The 15,735-nt window shown below is 31.5% G+C and carries 16 protein-coding genes and 1 tRNA gene; 8 read left to right on the top strand and 9 right to left on the bottom strand.

Annotated features, from left to right (window positions below):
* Nucleotides 1-85 precede the first annotated feature (85 nt).
* Complete coding sequence (locus LOS86_RS08440; protein ID WP_231841667.1) at nt 86-1,303, bottom strand: porin; 1,218 nt, start codon at nt 1,301-1,303, stop codon at nt 86-88.
* A gap of 61 nt (nt 1,304-1,364) precedes the next feature.
* Here LOS86_RS08440 and prmA point away from each other — a divergent pair, with 61 nt between their 5' ends.
* From prmA to LOS86_RS08455, 3 genes are all read left to right on the top strand, one after another.
* The gene (gene prmA / locus LOS86_RS08445; protein WP_231841668.1) at nt 1,365-2,198 is read left to right on the top strand and encodes a 50S ribosomal protein L11 methyltransferase; all 834 of its coding nucleotides are present in this window, start codon (nt 1,365-1,367) and stop codon (nt 2,196-2,198) included.
* A gap of 132 nt (nt 2,199-2,330) precedes the next feature.
* Nucleotides 2,331-2,606, top strand: a complete 276-nt coding sequence (locus tag LOS86_RS08450; RefSeq protein ID WP_231841669.1) for an ATP-dependent Clp protease adaptor ClpS — start codon at nt 2,331-2,333, stop codon at nt 2,604-2,606.
* 76 nt (nt 2,607-2,682) lie between these two features.
* Nucleotides 2,683-3,950 (top strand): IS3 family transposase gene (locus tag LOS86_RS08455; protein WP_231841609.1). Its coding sequence is split into 2 segments (ribosomal slippage): nt 2,683-3,022 and nt 3,022-3,950, totalling 1,269 coding nucleotides; the frame shifts between segments, so codons are not numbered across the junction.
* A 59-nt stretch (nt 3,951-4,009) separates the two neighbouring features.
* On the opposite strand, the gene sucD is transcribed toward LOS86_RS08455, so the two are convergent.
* The 8 genes from sucD to LOS86_RS08495 form a co-directional block, all read right to left on the bottom strand.
* Entirely contained in the window at nt 4,010-4,882 is an 873-nt protein-coding gene (gene sucD / locus LOS86_RS08460; RefSeq protein ID WP_231841670.1) for a succinate--CoA ligase subunit alpha, read from the bottom strand.
* 84 nt (nt 4,883-4,966) lie between these two features.
* Nucleotides 4,967-5,329 (bottom strand): nuclear transport factor 2 family protein, encoded by a 363-nt coding sequence (locus LOS86_RS08465; RefSeq protein ID WP_231841671.1) that lies wholly within the window; start codon nt 5,327-5,329, stop codon nt 4,967-4,969.
* The gene (locus LOS86_RS08470; protein WP_231841672.1) at nt 5,319-6,260 is read right to left on the bottom strand and encodes a UDP-3-O-(3-hydroxymyristoyl)glucosamine N-acyltransferase; all 942 of its coding nucleotides are present in this window, start codon (nt 6,258-6,260) and stop codon (nt 5,319-5,321) included. The genes LOS86_RS08465 and LOS86_RS08470 overlap by 11 nt, the downstream gene beginning before the upstream one ends.
* Nucleotides 6,261-6,334: 74 nt before the next feature.
* On the bottom strand, nt 6,335-6,901 hold the full coding sequence (gene efp, locus LOS86_RS08475) for an elongation factor P (RefSeq protein WP_231841673.1): 567 nt from the start codon (nt 6,899-6,901) through the stop codon (nt 6,335-6,337).
* Nucleotides 6,902-6,932: 31 nt separating this feature from the next.
* On the bottom strand, nt 6,933-7,718 hold the full coding sequence (gene lpxA, locus LOS86_RS08480) for an acyl-ACP--UDP-N-acetylglucosamine O-acyltransferase (RefSeq protein ID WP_231841674.1): 786 nt from the start codon (nt 7,716-7,718) through the stop codon (nt 6,933-6,935).
* Nucleotides 7,719-7,804: 86 nt separating this feature from the next.
* Complete coding sequence (locus LOS86_RS08485) at nt 7,805-9,193, bottom strand: bifunctional UDP-3-O-[3-hydroxymyristoyl] N-acetylglucosamine deacetylase/3-hydroxyacyl-ACP dehydratase (RefSeq protein WP_231841675.1); 1,389 nt, start codon at nt 9,191-9,193, stop codon at nt 7,805-7,807.
* 22 nt (nt 9,194-9,215) lie between these two features.
* Nucleotides 9,216-10,229: a UDP-3-O-(3-hydroxymyristoyl)glucosamine N-acyltransferase gene (gene lpxD / locus LOS86_RS08490; protein WP_231841676.1), complete on the bottom strand. Its 1,014-nt coding sequence runs from the start codon at nt 10,227-10,229 to the stop codon at nt 9,216-9,218.
* Between the two features lie 77 nt (nt 10,230-10,306).
* Nucleotides 10,307-11,542 carry an HD domain-containing protein gene (locus LOS86_RS08495; RefSeq protein ID WP_231841677.1) on the bottom strand — a complete coding sequence of 412 codons (1,236 nt, stop codon included), beginning with the start codon at nt 11,540-11,542 and terminating at the stop codon, nt 10,307-10,309.
* Nucleotides 11,543-11,674: 132 nt separating this feature from the next.
* On the opposite strand from LOS86_RS08495, the gene porX reads away from it, so the two are divergent.
* The 5 genes from porX to LOS86_RS08520 all read left to right on the top strand — a co-directional run bounded on the left by porX (nt 11,675) and on the right by LOS86_RS08520 (nt 15,731).
* On the top strand, nt 11,675-13,228 hold the full coding sequence (gene porX, locus LOS86_RS08500; RefSeq protein ID WP_231841678.1) for a T9SS response regulator signal transducer PorX: 1,554 nt from the start codon (nt 11,675-11,677) through the stop codon (nt 13,226-13,228).
* A 49-nt stretch (nt 13,229-13,277) separates the two neighbouring features.
* Nucleotides 13,278-13,691, top strand: a complete 414-nt coding sequence (tsaE, locus tag LOS86_RS08505) for a tRNA (adenosine(37)-N6)-threonylcarbamoyltransferase complex ATPase subunit type 1 TsaE (protein ID WP_231841679.1) — start codon at nt 13,278-13,280, stop codon at nt 13,689-13,691.
* 99 nt (nt 13,692-13,790) lie between these two features.
* Nucleotides 13,791-14,987 carry an alanine dehydrogenase gene (locus LOS86_RS08510; protein WP_231841680.1) on the top strand — a complete coding sequence of 399 codons (1,197 nt, stop codon included), beginning with the start codon at nt 13,791-13,793 and terminating at the stop codon, nt 14,985-14,987.
* Between the two features lie 59 nt (nt 14,988-15,046).
* The gene (locus tag LOS86_RS08515) at nt 15,047-15,433 is read left to right on the top strand and encodes a DUF4258 domain-containing protein (RefSeq protein WP_231841681.1); all 387 of its coding nucleotides are present in this window, start codon (nt 15,047-15,049) and stop codon (nt 15,431-15,433) included.
* 223 nt (nt 15,434-15,656) lie between these two features.
* Nucleotides 15,657-15,731: transfer RNA gene (locus LOS86_RS08520), tRNA-Val, on the top strand.
* The last annotated feature ends 4 nt before the right edge of the window (nt 15,732-15,735 follow it).

A 15,735-nucleotide genomic window follows, 5' to 3' on the forward strand; every position in this document is an offset into this window, starting at 1 on the left:
AAAATATGATGCAAATGTAAGCAATTAGAAGTTAAAAAAAATCCAGTTACAAGAACTGGATTTAAATTATAGGTAAAAAAATGTATTAGATACCAATTTCTAACTGAAATCTAACATACCAGTTTTGTTTGTTTGAACCATCAAAATAATTCAAATCACTTAAAGTAACTTCGCCTTGTAATTTGAATGCATGTTCCCATAAGTATTTTGTTAAACCAATGGAATACTGTTTTGAATTTGGAGTTAACATTTGAATATCTTTATGCATTTTTTGTGTTGAAAAACGACCAATAATTTCATAATTCGTTGGGAAAACATAGCTCAACTGATAGTCCATTCCGCTTCCAACAGGAACAAAGTTAAACTCTGTAATATCTTCTGGATTGTAAGCAATAGGATCTTTTGCAGAACGCGACATATAAGCCGACATAAAAGCCCAACCATTGTATTTTACCATTGCATCTACAAAAACCGCTTTAGTAGTTTTAGATTCAAATAAATCTTTTCCTAATTGACCTTGTGTTCTTTTTGATAAATTATTCTGACTGAATGCTCCCGATACTAATAACTTAGGTTTTTCTTCTCGAGCAACGTCTCCTTCAAAATTAGTTCCGTCTTTTTTAAATGAACCAAAGGGCATCAATTCTAACTTTCCTGTTAGAGCAACCCCATCATCTGATGATTTTGTCCAGTTTCTTCCTTCTCCTGTAGTTACAGCTGTTTTTATATTATATGAAAACTTATCTTTATTTTCATTCAAATAATACGCTTGAAAACCAAAATCACGGTCAATTGTAAAACGCGCATTATTGATACTTCTATCTGTCAATTGAAGTGCACCTGAAGAGTTTACACGCTGACGGTTTCCTGGTAATTTAGTTTGGCCAAAAAGGAAACTCCAATGTTTATTAGGACGATAGAAAATAGCTGCATCACGAATTATATTAATATTCTCCCCTTCTTCGATTTCACCCACATCACCTGGAGCAAAGGATAATTGAATTACATATAAGAAATGAGGATTTCCTACATATCCGTCAAAGCGCAAACGTAAGCGTCTAATTTCGCCTGAATAAGCGGCATCTGCTCCATCATTTTGAATGAAAGTAACCCTATTTTGCATTCTAAAACGAATATTCAATTGAAATAAACTATCTGGAGAAGTTATTCCTAATCCTTTTCCGTAACTGTAATAAGGAATTGCTGCTAATTTTAAATCGTTGTCTTTTAACACGGGTTTTATTTCTTGTGCACTTGAAAATACAGAAGCAAAAAGAAGTAAAACAATTACTATTTTTTTCATTTGTTATTTTGTTGTTTATTATTTTGCAAACTTAACATTACCTTTGCAAAAAACATAAATTATGTCAAATATTTATTTAGGATACCATTTTACTATAAAACCATTAGAATTAGGAAGTGAAATATTAATTGCAGAACTTGGAGAAAAAGCTTTTGAAAGTTTTATTGAAACAGAAACTGGTATTTCTGCCTTTGTACAAAAGGATTTATGGAATGAAGCTATTTTAGAAGATATTCAAATATTATCAAATCCTGAATTTGAAATCTCTTACACTTTTGAAGAAATTGAACAAGTGAATTGGAATGAAGAATGGGAAAAAAACTTTGAACCCATTGATGTTGATGGAAAATGTCATGTGAGAGCTCCTTTCCATGAAAAAACTAATGCCGAATTTGATATTGTTATTGAACCTAAAATGAGTTTTGGAACAGGTCATCATGAAACAACACACATGATGATTCAACATTTATTAGAAACTGATTTAGTAGGAAAGAAAACATTAGACATGGGTTGTGGAACTGCTATTTTAGCTATTTTAGCTGAAATGAAAGGTGCTCAACCAATTGACGCAATTGACATTGATAATTGGTGTTATTTGAATTCCATTGAGAATGCAGAACGCAACAATTGCAAACATATTTCAGTATATGAAGGCGAAGCTTCTTTGTTAGTTGGCAAAAAATACGACGTTATTATTGCTAATATTAACCGAAACATTTTATTAAATGATATGCAACAATATGTAGATTGTTTAAACGAAAATGGAATTTTATTTTTAAGTGGTTTTTATACAGAAGATATTCAGGTAATTTCAGAAAGTTGTACTTCTAAAGGATTAACGTATGTAAAACAATTTGAGCGTAATAATTGGGTTGCATTAAAGTTTGTTAAATAGTTAAGAGATAGAAGTTGGGAGTTTAGAGTTTGAAGTTTAATTTTTTTATTCTTAAAATTGATTTTTGAATTTGAAATTGAACTTGAAACATTTTTTTAATATTTTTGTAAGGAACTTTCAAACGAAAAGGAAATGAGCACGATAGAAAAAGTACAAGAAGAAATTTTAGTTGAAGAAGCAATAGGCTTAAATCATGAAATTGTATTACACAATGATGATGTTAATACCTTTGATCATGTAATTGACACTTTAATTCGAGTTTGTAATCATGATGATTTACAAGCTGAGCAATGTGCAATTTTAGTACATTACAAAGGAAAATGTACTGTAAAAACAGGTTCGTTAGAAGAATTAAAACCGCAATGCTCAGCATTGCTAGATGCAGGTTTAAGTGCTGAATTGATATAAAAAAAGTCCCGATTAAATCGGGACTTTTTGTTTTATATGTCTTGTCCTGAAAAAAGTTGACTAAAAATCACATAATATGTCAACAAAAAAGAAAATTTCAAAAATTCCAACTGTCCCACAAATTTACAGCGAAGCATTTAAACGTCAAGTTGTAAGTGAATTTGAGAGGGGTTTATTTACAAAAGCAGAGCTTCGAAGACGTTACAATATTTTAGGTAGTAGTTGTATACCAAGATGGTTAAAAAAATATGGTAAATTTACCTATGAAGATAAATTAACTATTGGTCGTCCTATGAAAGATCCTCAACAACAGCGTATAAAAGAGCTAGAAGCTCAATTAGCGAAAAAAGAAGAAGAATTAAAAGTATTTAAACGATTTATTGAAATAGCTGAACGTGAACTTAAAATTGATATTGTAAAAAAGTCTGGTTCCAAGCAGTCGAAGAAATAAATATAAATAGTTCATTGACTATTTATGAGTTATGCGAACTGTTTGGATACACAAAACAAGCATTTTACAAGCGAAAGTCAAAGGTAAAAACACCTAAATACAACTCAGAATTATTACGAAGTTTGGTAGTTACTATTCGTAAGCAATTACCCCGAACAGGTGGTAAAAAACTTCATGTAATGTTACAAGATGAATTTATAAAACACCATATATCAATTGGTCGGGATAATTTTTTAGATTTTTTAAAAGCAGAATATTTACAAGTTCCTAAAGCTCGAAGATATTACAAAACAACAAATTCAAGACATTGGATGAAACGCTATCCAAATTTAATTAGCAATTTAGTACTTAACAGACCTGAGCAGGTTTGGGTTGCTGATATAACATATTTACGAACAAAAGAGAAAACATATTATTTGCATTTACTCACTGATGCGTGTTCCAAGAAAATTGTAGGATATCAATTGTCAGATAATTTAATGAGCTCAACTACTGTAAAAGCTTTAGAAATGGCTTTGATTAAGAGGAAAACAAAAAATCAACTCATTCACCATTCTGATAGAGGTTTACAATACTGTAGTAAAGAGTATACCGAATTGTTAAAGAAAAACAATATTTTAATTAGTATGACGCAAGAATACGACCCATATGAAAATGCAGTGGCAGAAAGAGTAAATGGAATTTTAAAAGAAGAATTTGGTTTACATGAAATATTTGAAAACTATCAAAATTTAAACAAACAAGTTACACAGGCCATAACTTTATACAACAATTTTAGAATACATATGTCAATTAATATGATAACTCCAAACCAAGCACATCAACAAAAAATAATACATTTAAAACAATGGAAAAAAATAAATCGTAACAGAATTAATTCTGTTACGATTTAACTATATTTGGATTATTAACGAGTCAACCTTTTTTAGGACAACTCAATATGCTTCTAGGATTATCCTAAAACTTCTTTTACTTTTTTACCAATTTCAGCTGGAGAATCTACCACGTGAATTCCGTTTTCTCTCATGATACGTTTTTTAGCTTCAGCAGTATCATCAGCACCACCTACGATTGCACCAGCGTGTCCCATTGTTCTTCCTTTTGGAGCCGTTTCTCCTGCAATGAATCCAACAACTGGTTTACGGTTACCATCAGCTTTAATCCAACGAGCAGCATCTGCTTCTAATTGTCCACCAATTTCACCTATCATAATGATACATTCTGTTTCAGGATCATTCATTAATAATTCAACTGCTTGTTTAGTAGTTGTTCCAATAATTGGGTCACCACCAATACCAATTGCAGTAGTAATTCCTAAACCTTGTTTTACAACTTGATCAGCTGCTTCATAAGTTAAAGTTCCTGATTTAGAAACGATACCTACTTTTCCTTTTTTGAAAACGAAACCTGGCATGATACCAACTTTTGCTTCTTCTGGAGTAATTACACCAGGACAGTTAGGACCTACTAATCGACAATCTTTACTTTTAATATAGTCATACGCTTTAATCATATCTGCAACAGGAATACCTTCAGTAATACAAATGATTACTTTAATTCCAGCTTCAGCAGCTTCCATAATTGCATCAGCAGCAAATGCTGGCGGAACAAAGATAATAGAAGTATCAGCTCCAGCTTTTTCAACAGCATCTTTAACCGTGTTAAATACGGGTCTGTCTAAATGAGTAGATCCTCCTTTTCCTGGAGTAACACCACCCACTACATTGGTTCCGTACTCAATCATTTGAGAAGCATGGAAAGTTCCTTCGCTACCTGTAAATCCTTGAACAATTATTTTTGAATTTTTATTAACTAAAACGCTCATGATATATGAATTAAATTGTGTTTAAATTAGTGATGCAAAAGTAAGTTTTTTACCAAATAATCACCTCATTTTTATTGTGTTTTTTTAATTAGGTTTGCTAATTTGGTATCCTTTTTTAATTTTATCACCTTCAAATTCCCAAATAACAACAAATTTTGCAATTAAAACAATCTCTTTTGGATTCTCTATTGTAGTAGCTTTGTGATTATATTTTACTACAATTGTATTTTTTTCTTCAATTATATGGGAAATTTCCATAATTGAATCTACATAATTGTTTTTTAATTCCTTAGCTAAATTAATGATATCTGATTTATACATTTTAACATTACCTTGAGAACTATCCCAATCCAAAATAAAATCATCATGCAAAAGGTCGGATAAAAAATCTACATTTCTTATACCATCCTCTTTATACAAAAATTCAATTTTCGCCTTATTTGTCATTCTGTTTTAATTTTTCAATGATTTCAGGAATACGCTTTACATTAGCTAGTTGCTTTAATTTTTCGCGAGATTCTTCAATTGGTGTTCCAAAATACGTTTTTCCGCCTTCGATGGATTTAGTAACTCCAGTTTGTCCCATTACAATTGCTTTTGAACCTATGGTAATTCCACTTGTTGTTCCTACTTGCCCCCATAACGTAACCTCATCCTCTATTACAACACAACCTGCAATTCCAGTTTGAGATGCAATTAAACATTTTTTTCCAATTACTGTATCGTGTCCCACATGAACCTGGTTATCAATTTTTGTTCCAGCTCCAATAGTAGTATCTCCAGTAACCCCTTTATCGATAGTACATAATGCGCCTATTCCAACATTATCTTCAATAACTACTCTACCACCAGACAATAATTGATCAAATCCTTCTGGACGCTTTTTGTAATAAAAAGCATCAGCTCCTAAAATGGTTCCGGCATGAATCATTACATGATCACCTATTACAGTGTTATCATAAATCGTAACATTAGCATGAATCAAACAATTTTTACCTATTTGAACATTATGTCCAATGAAACAATTTGGTTGAATTACCGTTCCTTCTCCGATTTTAGCTGAATCTGAAATCGCAGCATTCGAAGCTTGAAAAGGTCTGAAATGTTTTGTTAGTTTATTGAAATCTCTAAAAGGATCATCTGAAATTAATAATGCTTTTCCTTCTGGACATTCCACTTCTTTGTTAATTAAAACAATAGTCGCTGCCGATTGAAGAGCTTTATCATAATATTTAGGATGATCAACAAATACAATATCTCCAGGCTCAACAACATGAATTTCATTCATACCATGAACAGGAAAATTAGCATCACCCACAAAATTACAATTGATAATTTGGGCAATATCTTTAAGAGGATAAACTTTAGGAAATTTCATTTAACAAGGATTTGTGTTTAGTCACAGTTTTCAGTACTTATTGGAATCTGCCAAGTGAGACTGTAAACTGAAAACTATTCTTTTACTCTTTCCATATAGTTTCCGGTTGCTGTATCAATTTTGATTTTATCACCTTCATTGATAAACAACGGAACGTTTACAGTAGCTCCTGTTTCAACAGTAGCTGGTTTAGTTGCATTAGTTGCTGTGTTTCCTTTTACACCAGGCTCAGCATATGTTACTTCTAAAACGATAGAAGCTGGCATATCAACTGATAATGGAGCTTCAGTTTCAGCGTTAATTTGAATCATTACGTTAGTTCCTTCTTTTAATAAATCTGGAGCATCTAATACATTTTTATTTAATGTAATTTGTTCAAATGTTTCATTGTTCATAAAGTGAAAATCACTTCCTTCCGCATATAAATACTGGAATGTATGAGTTTCAACACGAACTTCTTCAATTTTATGACCAGCCGAAAACGTATTATCTAATACTTTACCATTTGTTAATGATTTTAATTTAGTTCTTACGAAAGCAGGACCTTTACCTGGTTTAACGTGTAAAAACTCAATGATTTTATAAATATCATTGTTGTACTTAATACATAATCCGTTTCTAATATCTGCAGTTGTTGCCATTGTAATTATTTATGTTTATTTCTATTTAATTTTAAATTGAACTAGTATATCCTTTCATAATACCACGAGAAGAATTTTTAATAAAATCTAAAATCTCGTCTCTTTCAGGAGTTGCTTCCATTTCGGCTTCAATTATACTCACTGCTTGAGATGTATTGTAATTTTTTTGATATAAAATTCTGTAAATATCTTGAATTTCTCTAATTTTTTCAGTTGTAAAACCTCTTCTTCTTAAACCAACAGAATTAATTCCTACATAAGACAGCGGTTCTTTTGCTGCTTTTGTATATGGAGGCACATCTTTTCGCACTAATGAACCACCAGAAATCATAGCATGGTCTCCGATTGAAATAAATTGGTGTACTGCTGCTAAACCTCCAATAATTGCAAAATTTCCAACTGTAACGTGTCCAGCTAAAGCAACACCATTTACAATAATGGCATTATCACCAATATGACAATCGTGTGCAATGTGAGCTGTTGCCATAATGAGACAATTTTTACCTATAACAGTTTGACCCGAAGCTACAGTTCCTCTATTAATTGTTACGCATTCTCTAACAGTTGTGTTATCACCAATTACAGCTAGAGAATCTTCTCCACCAAATTTTAAATCTTGTGGAACAGCAGAAATAACAGCTCCTGGAAAAATATTACAATTCTTACCTATTCGAGCTCCTTCCATAATGGTAACATTTGAACCAATCCAAGTTCCTTCACCTATTTCAACATTGTTATGAATGGTAGTAAAAGGATCAATTACTACGTTTCTTGCTATTTTAGCACCAGGGTGCACATAAGCTAATGGTTGATTCATATATTTTTAAGTTATTAGTAATTAGTGATTCGTGATTAGTTTTTTATAAAGTTAAACTAATTCTAAATTCTAATTGCTGTGTTTTACTATTTTACTTTAACAATTTGAGCCATTAATTCGGCTTCAGAAACTAATTTACCGTTTGCATAGGCATACGCTTGCATATGACAAATTCCTCTTCTAATAGGTGATAATAAATCACATTTAAAGAATAAGGTATCACCCGGCAACACTTTATTTTTAAATTTAACATTATCAATTTTCATAAAATAAGTTAAGTAATTTTCAGGATCTGGAACAGAACTCAAAATTAAAATACCTCCTGTTTGAGCCATTGCTTCAATTTGTAAAACTCCGGGCATAACTGGTGCTCCAGGGAAATGTCCTACAAAGAAATCTTCGTTCATAGTAACATTTTTTAATCCTACTACATGAGTATCTGTCAATTCTAAAATTTTATCAACCAATAAAAAAGGTGGACGATGAGGCAATAAATTCATAATGCCATGAATATCCAATACCGGTTCTTTATTAATATCATAATGAGGAACATTGTTTCGTTCTTCTAACTTTATAATTTTTGCCATTTTTTTAGCAAACTGTGTGTTTACATAATGACCCGGCTTATTTGCTATAACTTTTCCTTGAATTCGAGTTCCAATAAGTGACAAATCACCAACTACATCTAACAATTTATGACGAGCTGCCTCATTAGGAAAATGTAGTGTTAAATTATCTAGAATTCCATTTGGTTTAACCGAAATTGAATCTTTATTAAATGCTTTCTTAAGATTTTCCATCGTTTCTGTTGAAATTTCTTTATCCACATAAACAATGGCATTATTCAAATCACCACCTTTTATTAGACCATTATTCAATAATGCTTCTAATTCATGTAAAAAACTAAATGTTCTACAATCTGCAATTTCAGACTTGAAATCTTTAATTCCTTTCATTGTTGCATTTTGAGTACCTAATACTTTTGTACCAAAATCAACCATTGCAGTTACGCAATATTCATCTGAAGGAATAACCGTAATTTCACTACCAGTAGCTTCATCTAAATAAGAAATTACTTCTTTTACTACATAAACTTTTCTTTCCGCTTCTTGTTCTACAACTCCAGCTTTTTCTATTGCTTCAACAAAATATTTTGAAGAACCATCCATAATAGGAAGTTCAGAAGCATTTAATTCAATAATAACATTATCTAAATCACAACCAACAATTGCTGCCAACACATGCTCAGGTGTTTGAATCATAACACCTTTCTTTTCTAAATTTGTTCCACGTTGCGTGTTAACTACATAATTTGCATCTGCCTCAATTATAGGTTGACCTTCTAAATCAACTCTAACAAATGTATAACCATTATTTACTGGTGCAGGTTTAAATGTCATAGAAACCTCTTGACCTGTATGCAATCCAACACCTTTTAAAGAAATTTCGTTTGCGATGGTTTTTTGTTTAACCATGATTACTATATTTATTTTTGAATTATTGTTTTTTTAAATTTTCGATATCTGCCACTATTTTAGGTAAATTTCTAAAGTGTACGAATGATTTTGCAAAATCTCCATAGTTGAAAGCAGGACTTCCTTGAACAACCTCGCCATCACCTAAACTTTTACCAATACCCGATTGCGCTTGAATTTTTACATTATTACCAATAGTAATATGACCAACGATTCCAACTTGTCCGCCAATCATACAATTTTTACCTATTTTTGTTGAACCCGCAATACCTGTTTGCGAAGCAATTACAGTATTTTCTCCAATTTCAACATTATGAGCAACTTGAATATGATTATCCAATTTTACTCCTTTTCTTATAATAGTTGAACCTAAAGTAGCTCTATCAATAGTAGAACAAGCTCCAATTTCTACATCATCTTCTATGATAACATTTCCTATTTGAGGAACTTTTTTGTACGTTCCATCTTCTTGAGGTGCAAATCCAAATCCGTCAGATCCTATAATAGTTCCCGAATGAATTGTACAATTATTCCCTATTACAGTTTCTGAATAAATTCGTACTCCAGCAAAAAAGACACAATTATCGCCAATTGTAACATTATCACCAATAAAACTATTTGGGTAAATTTTTACATTGTTTCCAATAACTACATTTTTTCCAATATAACAAAAACTTCCCAAATATAAATCGGAACCGTAAGTAACACCATCTGAAATTACTGAAGGTTGCTCAATTCCAGATTTCATCAATTTAACTTGATTGTAGTATTCTAACAATTGAGAAAAAGCTTTATAAGCGTCTTCAACCTTTATTAAAGTGGTAGAAATTTCTTGTTCGGGTTCAAAAGTATTGCTAACAATGGTAATTGTTGCTAATGTTGAATAGATGTAATTCGTATATTTAGGATTTGCAAGAAATGTTAAAGATCCTTCTGTACCTTCTTCAATTTTTGACAATTTGTAAACCTCTGCATTAGGGTTTCCAACTACTTGTCCTTGCAAGATTCCTGCTATTTGAGCTGCTGTAAACTTCATTTATTTGTTTTAATCGATTGTATCAAACCACATGAAACCACTTCATCTTGGCAAAAATATAAAATTAAATTAAAATGTTAACGTTCTAAGATGACTTTTGGAAAACAAATAAAATATTTTGTCACAGGTTTAGACAAAGCTTTTAAATGCAATTGATCTGAAGCTTCTACTACATCTTCAATTGTTTTGTCTTTTTTCAAAATTCGAATTGGTTCACTCGATTTGCTATACGCTTGATTTTTCAATTTGCCTTTGAACACAAAATAATCAGCTTCTTTTTCCGAAATTCCCGCAATTGAAATGTATTTATTTTTTATACCCAACAAATTCTCTTTGTTCGGTTTATCATCACTCATTTGAATCTTTAATAAATCACGATTTAAAATCATTTTACATAGTGACTGTAACACAAAATCATCATGAAATTGCCATGATTTTATTGCTCCTAATACATCATAATCATCCAAATAGGAAAACTTATCCAAAACATTTTTATCAAAATTTTCTAAAGATATTTTATTCTGTAAAAAAAACTGCAATGGTTCGCTACAAGATAAAACTGTACCTTTTTGTGTTAACTCTTTAGCACGTTTTAAAATCTTAGTCAATATTAGTTCAGCCACAACGCTGGTTTTGTGCAAATAGGCTTGCCAATACATCAAACGTCTTGCCACTAAGAATTTTTCAACTGAGTAAATCCCTTTTTCTTCAATAACCAAAAAATCATCTTGTACGTTCATCATTTGGATTAAACGTTCGCTGTTGATATTACCTTCAGCTACACCGCTATAAAAACTATCACGTTTTAGATAATCCATTCGATCCATATCCAACTGACTTGAAATCAATTGCAACATGAATTTTCTATGATATTCGCCTTTAAAAACTTGGATTGCTAATGCTAATTTTCCATCAAATTCTTTATTCAATTGCTCCATGAACAACAACGATAATTCTTCATGATGCACTTCTTCTACAATACTATGCTCCATAGCGTGACTGTAAGGACCGTGACCAATATCATGCAACAAAATAGCAATATACAACGCATTTTCTTCTTCTTCCGATATAGAAACTCCCTTAAATTTAAGCGTTTGAACCGCTTTTTGCATGATATGCATACAACCTAACGCATGATGAAAACGCGTATGATGTGCTCCAGGATAAACCAAATACGACATGCCCATTTGGGATATTCTTCGTAAACGCTGAAAATAAGGATGCTGAATTAAATCGTAAATTATACTATTGGGAATGGTTATAAAACCATAAATAGGATCGTTGAATATTTTGAGTTTGTTGGTTTGGCTCACAATTTGATAATTTTAGTAACAAATGTAGCGATTTTTTACAAAATTAAATCGTTAAAAAGTATTCAAAATTTTATACAATATTTAATACAAACGTCGTTTAATAAATAGTAACTTGCACACAAATTAAGAAATATGAGCCAAATAAAAATACTTTGGGTTGATGATGAAATTGATTTACTAAAACCCCATATCCTTTTTTTAGAAAAGAAAAACTATCACGTAACCACTTGTAATAACGGACAAGACGCTATCGATTTGTTCGAAGAAAATAATTTTGACATTGTTTTCTTAGACGAAAACATGCCTGGTTTAAGTGGTTTGGAAACTTTATCTGAATTAAAAGAAAAGAAATCTTCGGTTCCGGTGATTATGATTACCAAAAGTGAAGAAGAATACATAATGGAAGAAGCCATCGGTTCTAAAATTGCCGATTATTTGATAAAACCGGTTAATCCAAATCAGATTTTATTGAGTTTGAAGAAAAATTTAGACCATTCGCGATTAATTTCAGAGAAAACAACTTTGGATTACCAGAAAGAATTTCGAAAAATTGCAATGGATATGGCTATGATTCGTACTTATGAAGATTGGGTAGAATTATACAAAAAACTCATATTCTGGGAATTAGAATTAGAAAACATTGAAGATCAAAGCATGGTTGAGATTTTAGAAAGTCAGAAAACCGAAGCTAATGTGCAATTTGGAAAATTTATTGAACGTAATTACGAAGATTGGATACAAGATCCGGATGATGCACCTGTATTATCACATCAAGTATTTGGACAATATGTAGCGCCAGAAATTCGAAAAAAAGATAGACCTATTCTATTTATTGTAATTGATAATTTACGATATGATCAATGGAAAGCTTTTGAAAATATTGTAAACAATCATTTTAAATTAGAAAAAGAAGTAAGCTACTACTCTATTCTTCCTACTGCAACACAATATGCAAGAAATGCAATATTTTCGGGATTATTACCTTTAGAAATGGAGAAAAAATTTCCACAATATTGGAAAAATGATATTGATGATGGTGGAAAAAACTTATATGAAGGTGAATTTCTATCAGAGCAATTAAAACGTTTGGGATTAAACATCAAACAGGAATATTATAAAATTACCAACTTTAAAGACGGAAAAAAACTAGCTGAGAATTTCAAATCATTAAAAAACAATGATTTAACGACAATTGTTTACAATTTTGTGGATATGCTATCACACGCTAAAACTGAAATGGAAGTTGTTAAAGAATTGGCTTCTGATGATAAAGCATATCGTTCTTTAACGGTAAGTTGGTTTAAAAACTCACCTTTATTAGATATTATTCAACAAGCTCAAAAGCAAGGATTCCGATTAATTTTAACTACTGATCACGGAACTATCAATTGTAAAAATCCGTCAAAAGTTATTGGAGATAAAAACACGAGTTTAAATCTTCGATATAAAACAGGAAGAAGCTTAACATATGAAGACAAAGATGTTTATGCGGTGAAAGATCCAAAGAAAATTGGTTTACCAGCGCTAAACATGAGTAGCTCTTTTATTTTTGCGAAAAACGATTTATTTTTGGCTTACGTAAATAACTACAATCATTATGTGAGTTATTACCGAAACACCTACCAACATGGTGGAATTTCTTTAGAAGAAATGATTATTCCATTTTTAGTTCTAGAGCCAAGGTAAGAGTGTTCAGTATTTAGGAAAAAAGTGTTCAGTAAAAGTTAAATTAAGTATGACCATAATATACAGTTTAGAAGAAATTAATGCCATTGCAAAACAAATCCTGGCAACACCTTCTTTAAAAAAAATCATTACTTTTCATGCTTCTATGGGAGCAGGTAAAACTACTTTGATTAAAGAATTAGTAAAAGAATTAGGTGTTAAAGATAATTCAAGCAGTCCAACATTTTCTTTAGTAAACGAATACAGAACTTTTGAAGGCGAAACGGTGTATCACTTTGATTTATATCGCTTAAATTCGGAAGAAGAAGGTTATGATATGGGATTAGACGAATACTTCTATTCTGATAATTGGTGCTTTATCGAATGGCCTGAAAAAACGCCAAATTTAATTCCGATTGACCATGCGAGTATTTCCATAAAAATTTTATCAAATGGTAAACGTGAACTAACGCTCAAAAATTAATACCAAGGGAATAGAAAATCAACTTCTATTCTCTTTTTTTGTGAATCTATTTCCCAAGTCTAAAATTATTCCTAATTTAGAACCTCAAAATCAAAAGTAATGTCGATATATACTCCATTTTCTGCTTCACAATTACTTCCGCAAGAAGAAAAACTTGAAGTAGCGCGTCATAAAAGCGAATTATTTATTGGGATTCCAAAAGAAACCTCGTATCAAGAAAGAAGAATTTGCTTAACGCCAGATGCTGTTTCTTCATTAGTATCACACGGACACCGCGTAATGTTAGAAGCTGGTGCTGGAGAAACTTCAAGTTATACCGATAAAGAATACAGTGATGCGGGTGCCGAAATTACACAAGACACCAAAAAAGTTTTGGGTTGTCCGATGATTTTGAAAGTAGAACCACCTACTCTTGCCGAAATTGAGATAATGAATCCCCAATCGATTATCATTTCTGCAATTCAATTAAAAACACAGAAAAAAGAATATTTTGAAGCATTGTCAGCAAAAAAGATAACTGCATTAGCATTTGAATTTATCAAAGATGAAGATGGATCCTATCCTACTGTAAAATCATTATCTGAAATAGCTGGTACGGCTTCCATATTAATAGCTTCAGAATTAATGATTGGTGAAAATATTGGAAAAGGCTTACTTTTTGGTAATATTACGGGAGTTCCACCAACAAAAGTTGTCATTATAGGAGCTGGAACAGTAGCCGAATATGCTGCCAGAACCGCTTTAGGATTAGGCGCACATGTTAAAGTTTTTGATAATTCTATTACCAAATTACGTCGTTTGCAAAACACTTTAAATCAAAGAATTTTCACTTCTACCATTCAAGAAAAATCACTTTTAAAGGCATTAAGACGTTGCGATGTTGCTATTGGCGCCATGAAAGGAAAAAATAGAGCTCCAGTTGTAGTTACTGAAACTATGGTAGAACACATGAAAAAAGGTGCTGTAATTGTAGATGTTAGTATTGATACTGGAGGATGTTTTGAAACTTCTGAAGTTACCACGCATGAGAAACCTACTTTTATAAAAAGTGGCGTTATTCATTACTGTGTACCCAATATACCTTCTCGATACTCTAAAACGGCTTCCATGTCAATTAGTAATATTATTTCCCCATTTTTATTACAAATTGCTGAAGATGGCGGAATTGAAAGTGCAATACGTTGTAACAGAGGTTTAAAAAACGGAATTTACAGTTATCATGGCCTACTAACTAATAAAGCTATAGCAGATTGGTTTAATTTAGAATATCGCGATATCAACTTGATTGTTTTTTAAAGTTAAATTCTATGGTGAATGTGTATAATTTAAACTAAATTTGCACAAATTATTATGATATGAAGTTTCAGTTTCGATTAGCCTATTATTTATTTGGATTATTCTTAGGAGGTGTTTTTGTAATGTGGTTTTTAAAATCAAAAGCAACTGACAAAGGAGTAGAATTTTGTTATTTTCCAAATTGTAGAGTTTTGAAAGATTTGAGAAGTAAATCGCTCGAAATTGATTCGCTTGCTCAAAAATCTTTAGATGGAAAATGGGTTACATTAGAAGATATTCGTAATAGTTTACGTTATGGCGATGTTGATTTCTCAAAAAGTAATGAAGCTTACAGAAAAGGTAAAATTTATGTTATAGAAGGCAAAACTTCTAAAAATGAAGAGATTACCATTACTATGGTAAATTACACAAATAAAGTACTTTTAGAAAAGATAGAAAAAAAGTAATTTTATAACTATTTTACTTGCAAATACAATTAAACCTTGTATATTTGCACTCGCAATACAGAATTAGTATAGCACGTCAGAGGAGTAATTAGCTCAGTTGGTTCAGAGCATCCCGAATTATCGGGAGGGTCAGGGTGACAAAAAATATATTGGGGCAATTAGCTCAGTTGGTTCAGAGCATCCCGTTTATCGGGAGGGTCAGGGTGACAAAAAAATTATATTGGGGCAATTAGCTCAGTTGGTTCAGAGCACCTCGTTTACACCGAGGGGGTCAGGGGTTCGAATCCCTTATTGCCCACTTA

It is taken from the genome of Flavobacterium cyclinae (assembly GCF_021172145.1).
Lineage (GTDB): Bacteria > Bacteroidota > Bacteroidia > Flavobacteriales > Flavobacteriaceae > Flavobacterium > Flavobacterium cyclinae.

What these genes read in the sequence shown, in the direction of transcription:
- prmA (WP_231841668.1), top strand. Translation starts at nt 1,365, where the DNA reads ATGTCAAATATTTATTTAGGATACCATTTTACTATAAAACCATTAGAA.
- lpxA (WP_231841674.1), bottom strand. Translation starts at nt 7,718, where the DNA reads ATGAATCAACCATTAGCTTATGTGCACCCTGGTGCTAAAATAGCAAGA.
- LOS86_RS08510 (WP_231841680.1), top strand. Translation starts at nt 13,791, where the DNA reads ATGTCGATATATACTCCATTTTCTGCTTCACAATTACTTCCGCAAGAA.
- tsaE (WP_231841679.1), top strand. Translation starts at nt 13,278, where the DNA reads ATGACCATAATATACAGTTTAGAAGAAATTAATGCCATTGCAAAACAA.
- LOS86_RS08515 (WP_231841681.1), top strand. Translation starts at nt 15,047, where the DNA reads ATGAAGTTTCAGTTTCGATTAGCCTATTATTTATTTGGATTATTCTTA.
- LOS86_RS08485 (WP_231841675.1), bottom strand. Translation starts at nt 9,193, where the DNA reads ATGGTTAAACAAAAAACCATCGCAAACGAAATTTCTTTAAAAGGTGTT.
- LOS86_RS08465 (WP_231841671.1), bottom strand. Translation starts at nt 5,329, where the DNA reads ATGACAAATAAGGCGAAAATTGAATTTTTGTATAAAGAGGATGGTATA.
- LOS86_RS08450 (WP_231841669.1), top strand. Translation starts at nt 2,331, where the DNA reads ATGAGCACGATAGAAAAAGTACAAGAAGAAATTTTAGTTGAAGAAGCA.
- lpxD (WP_231841676.1), bottom strand. Translation starts at nt 10,229, where the DNA reads ATGAAGTTTACAGCAGCTCAAATAGCAGGAATCTTGCAAGGACAAGTA.
- sucD (WP_231841670.1), bottom strand. Translation starts at nt 4,882, where the DNA reads ATGAGCGTTTTAGTTAATAAAAATTCAAAAATAATTGTTCAAGGATTT.
- LOS86_RS08470 (WP_231841672.1), bottom strand. Translation starts at nt 6,260, where the DNA reads ATGAAATTTCCTAAAGTTTATCCTCTTAAAGATATTGCCCAAATTATC.
- LOS86_RS08440 (WP_231841667.1), bottom strand. Translation starts at nt 1,303, where the DNA reads ATGAAAAAAATAGTAATTGTTTTACTTCTTTTTGCTTCTGTATTTTCA.
- porX (WP_231841678.1), top strand. Translation starts at nt 11,675, where the DNA reads ATGAGCCAAATAAAAATACTTTGGGTTGATGATGAAATTGATTTACTA.
- efp (WP_231841673.1), bottom strand. Translation starts at nt 6,901, where the DNA reads ATGGCAACAACTGCAGATATTAGAAACGGATTATGTATTAAGTACAAC.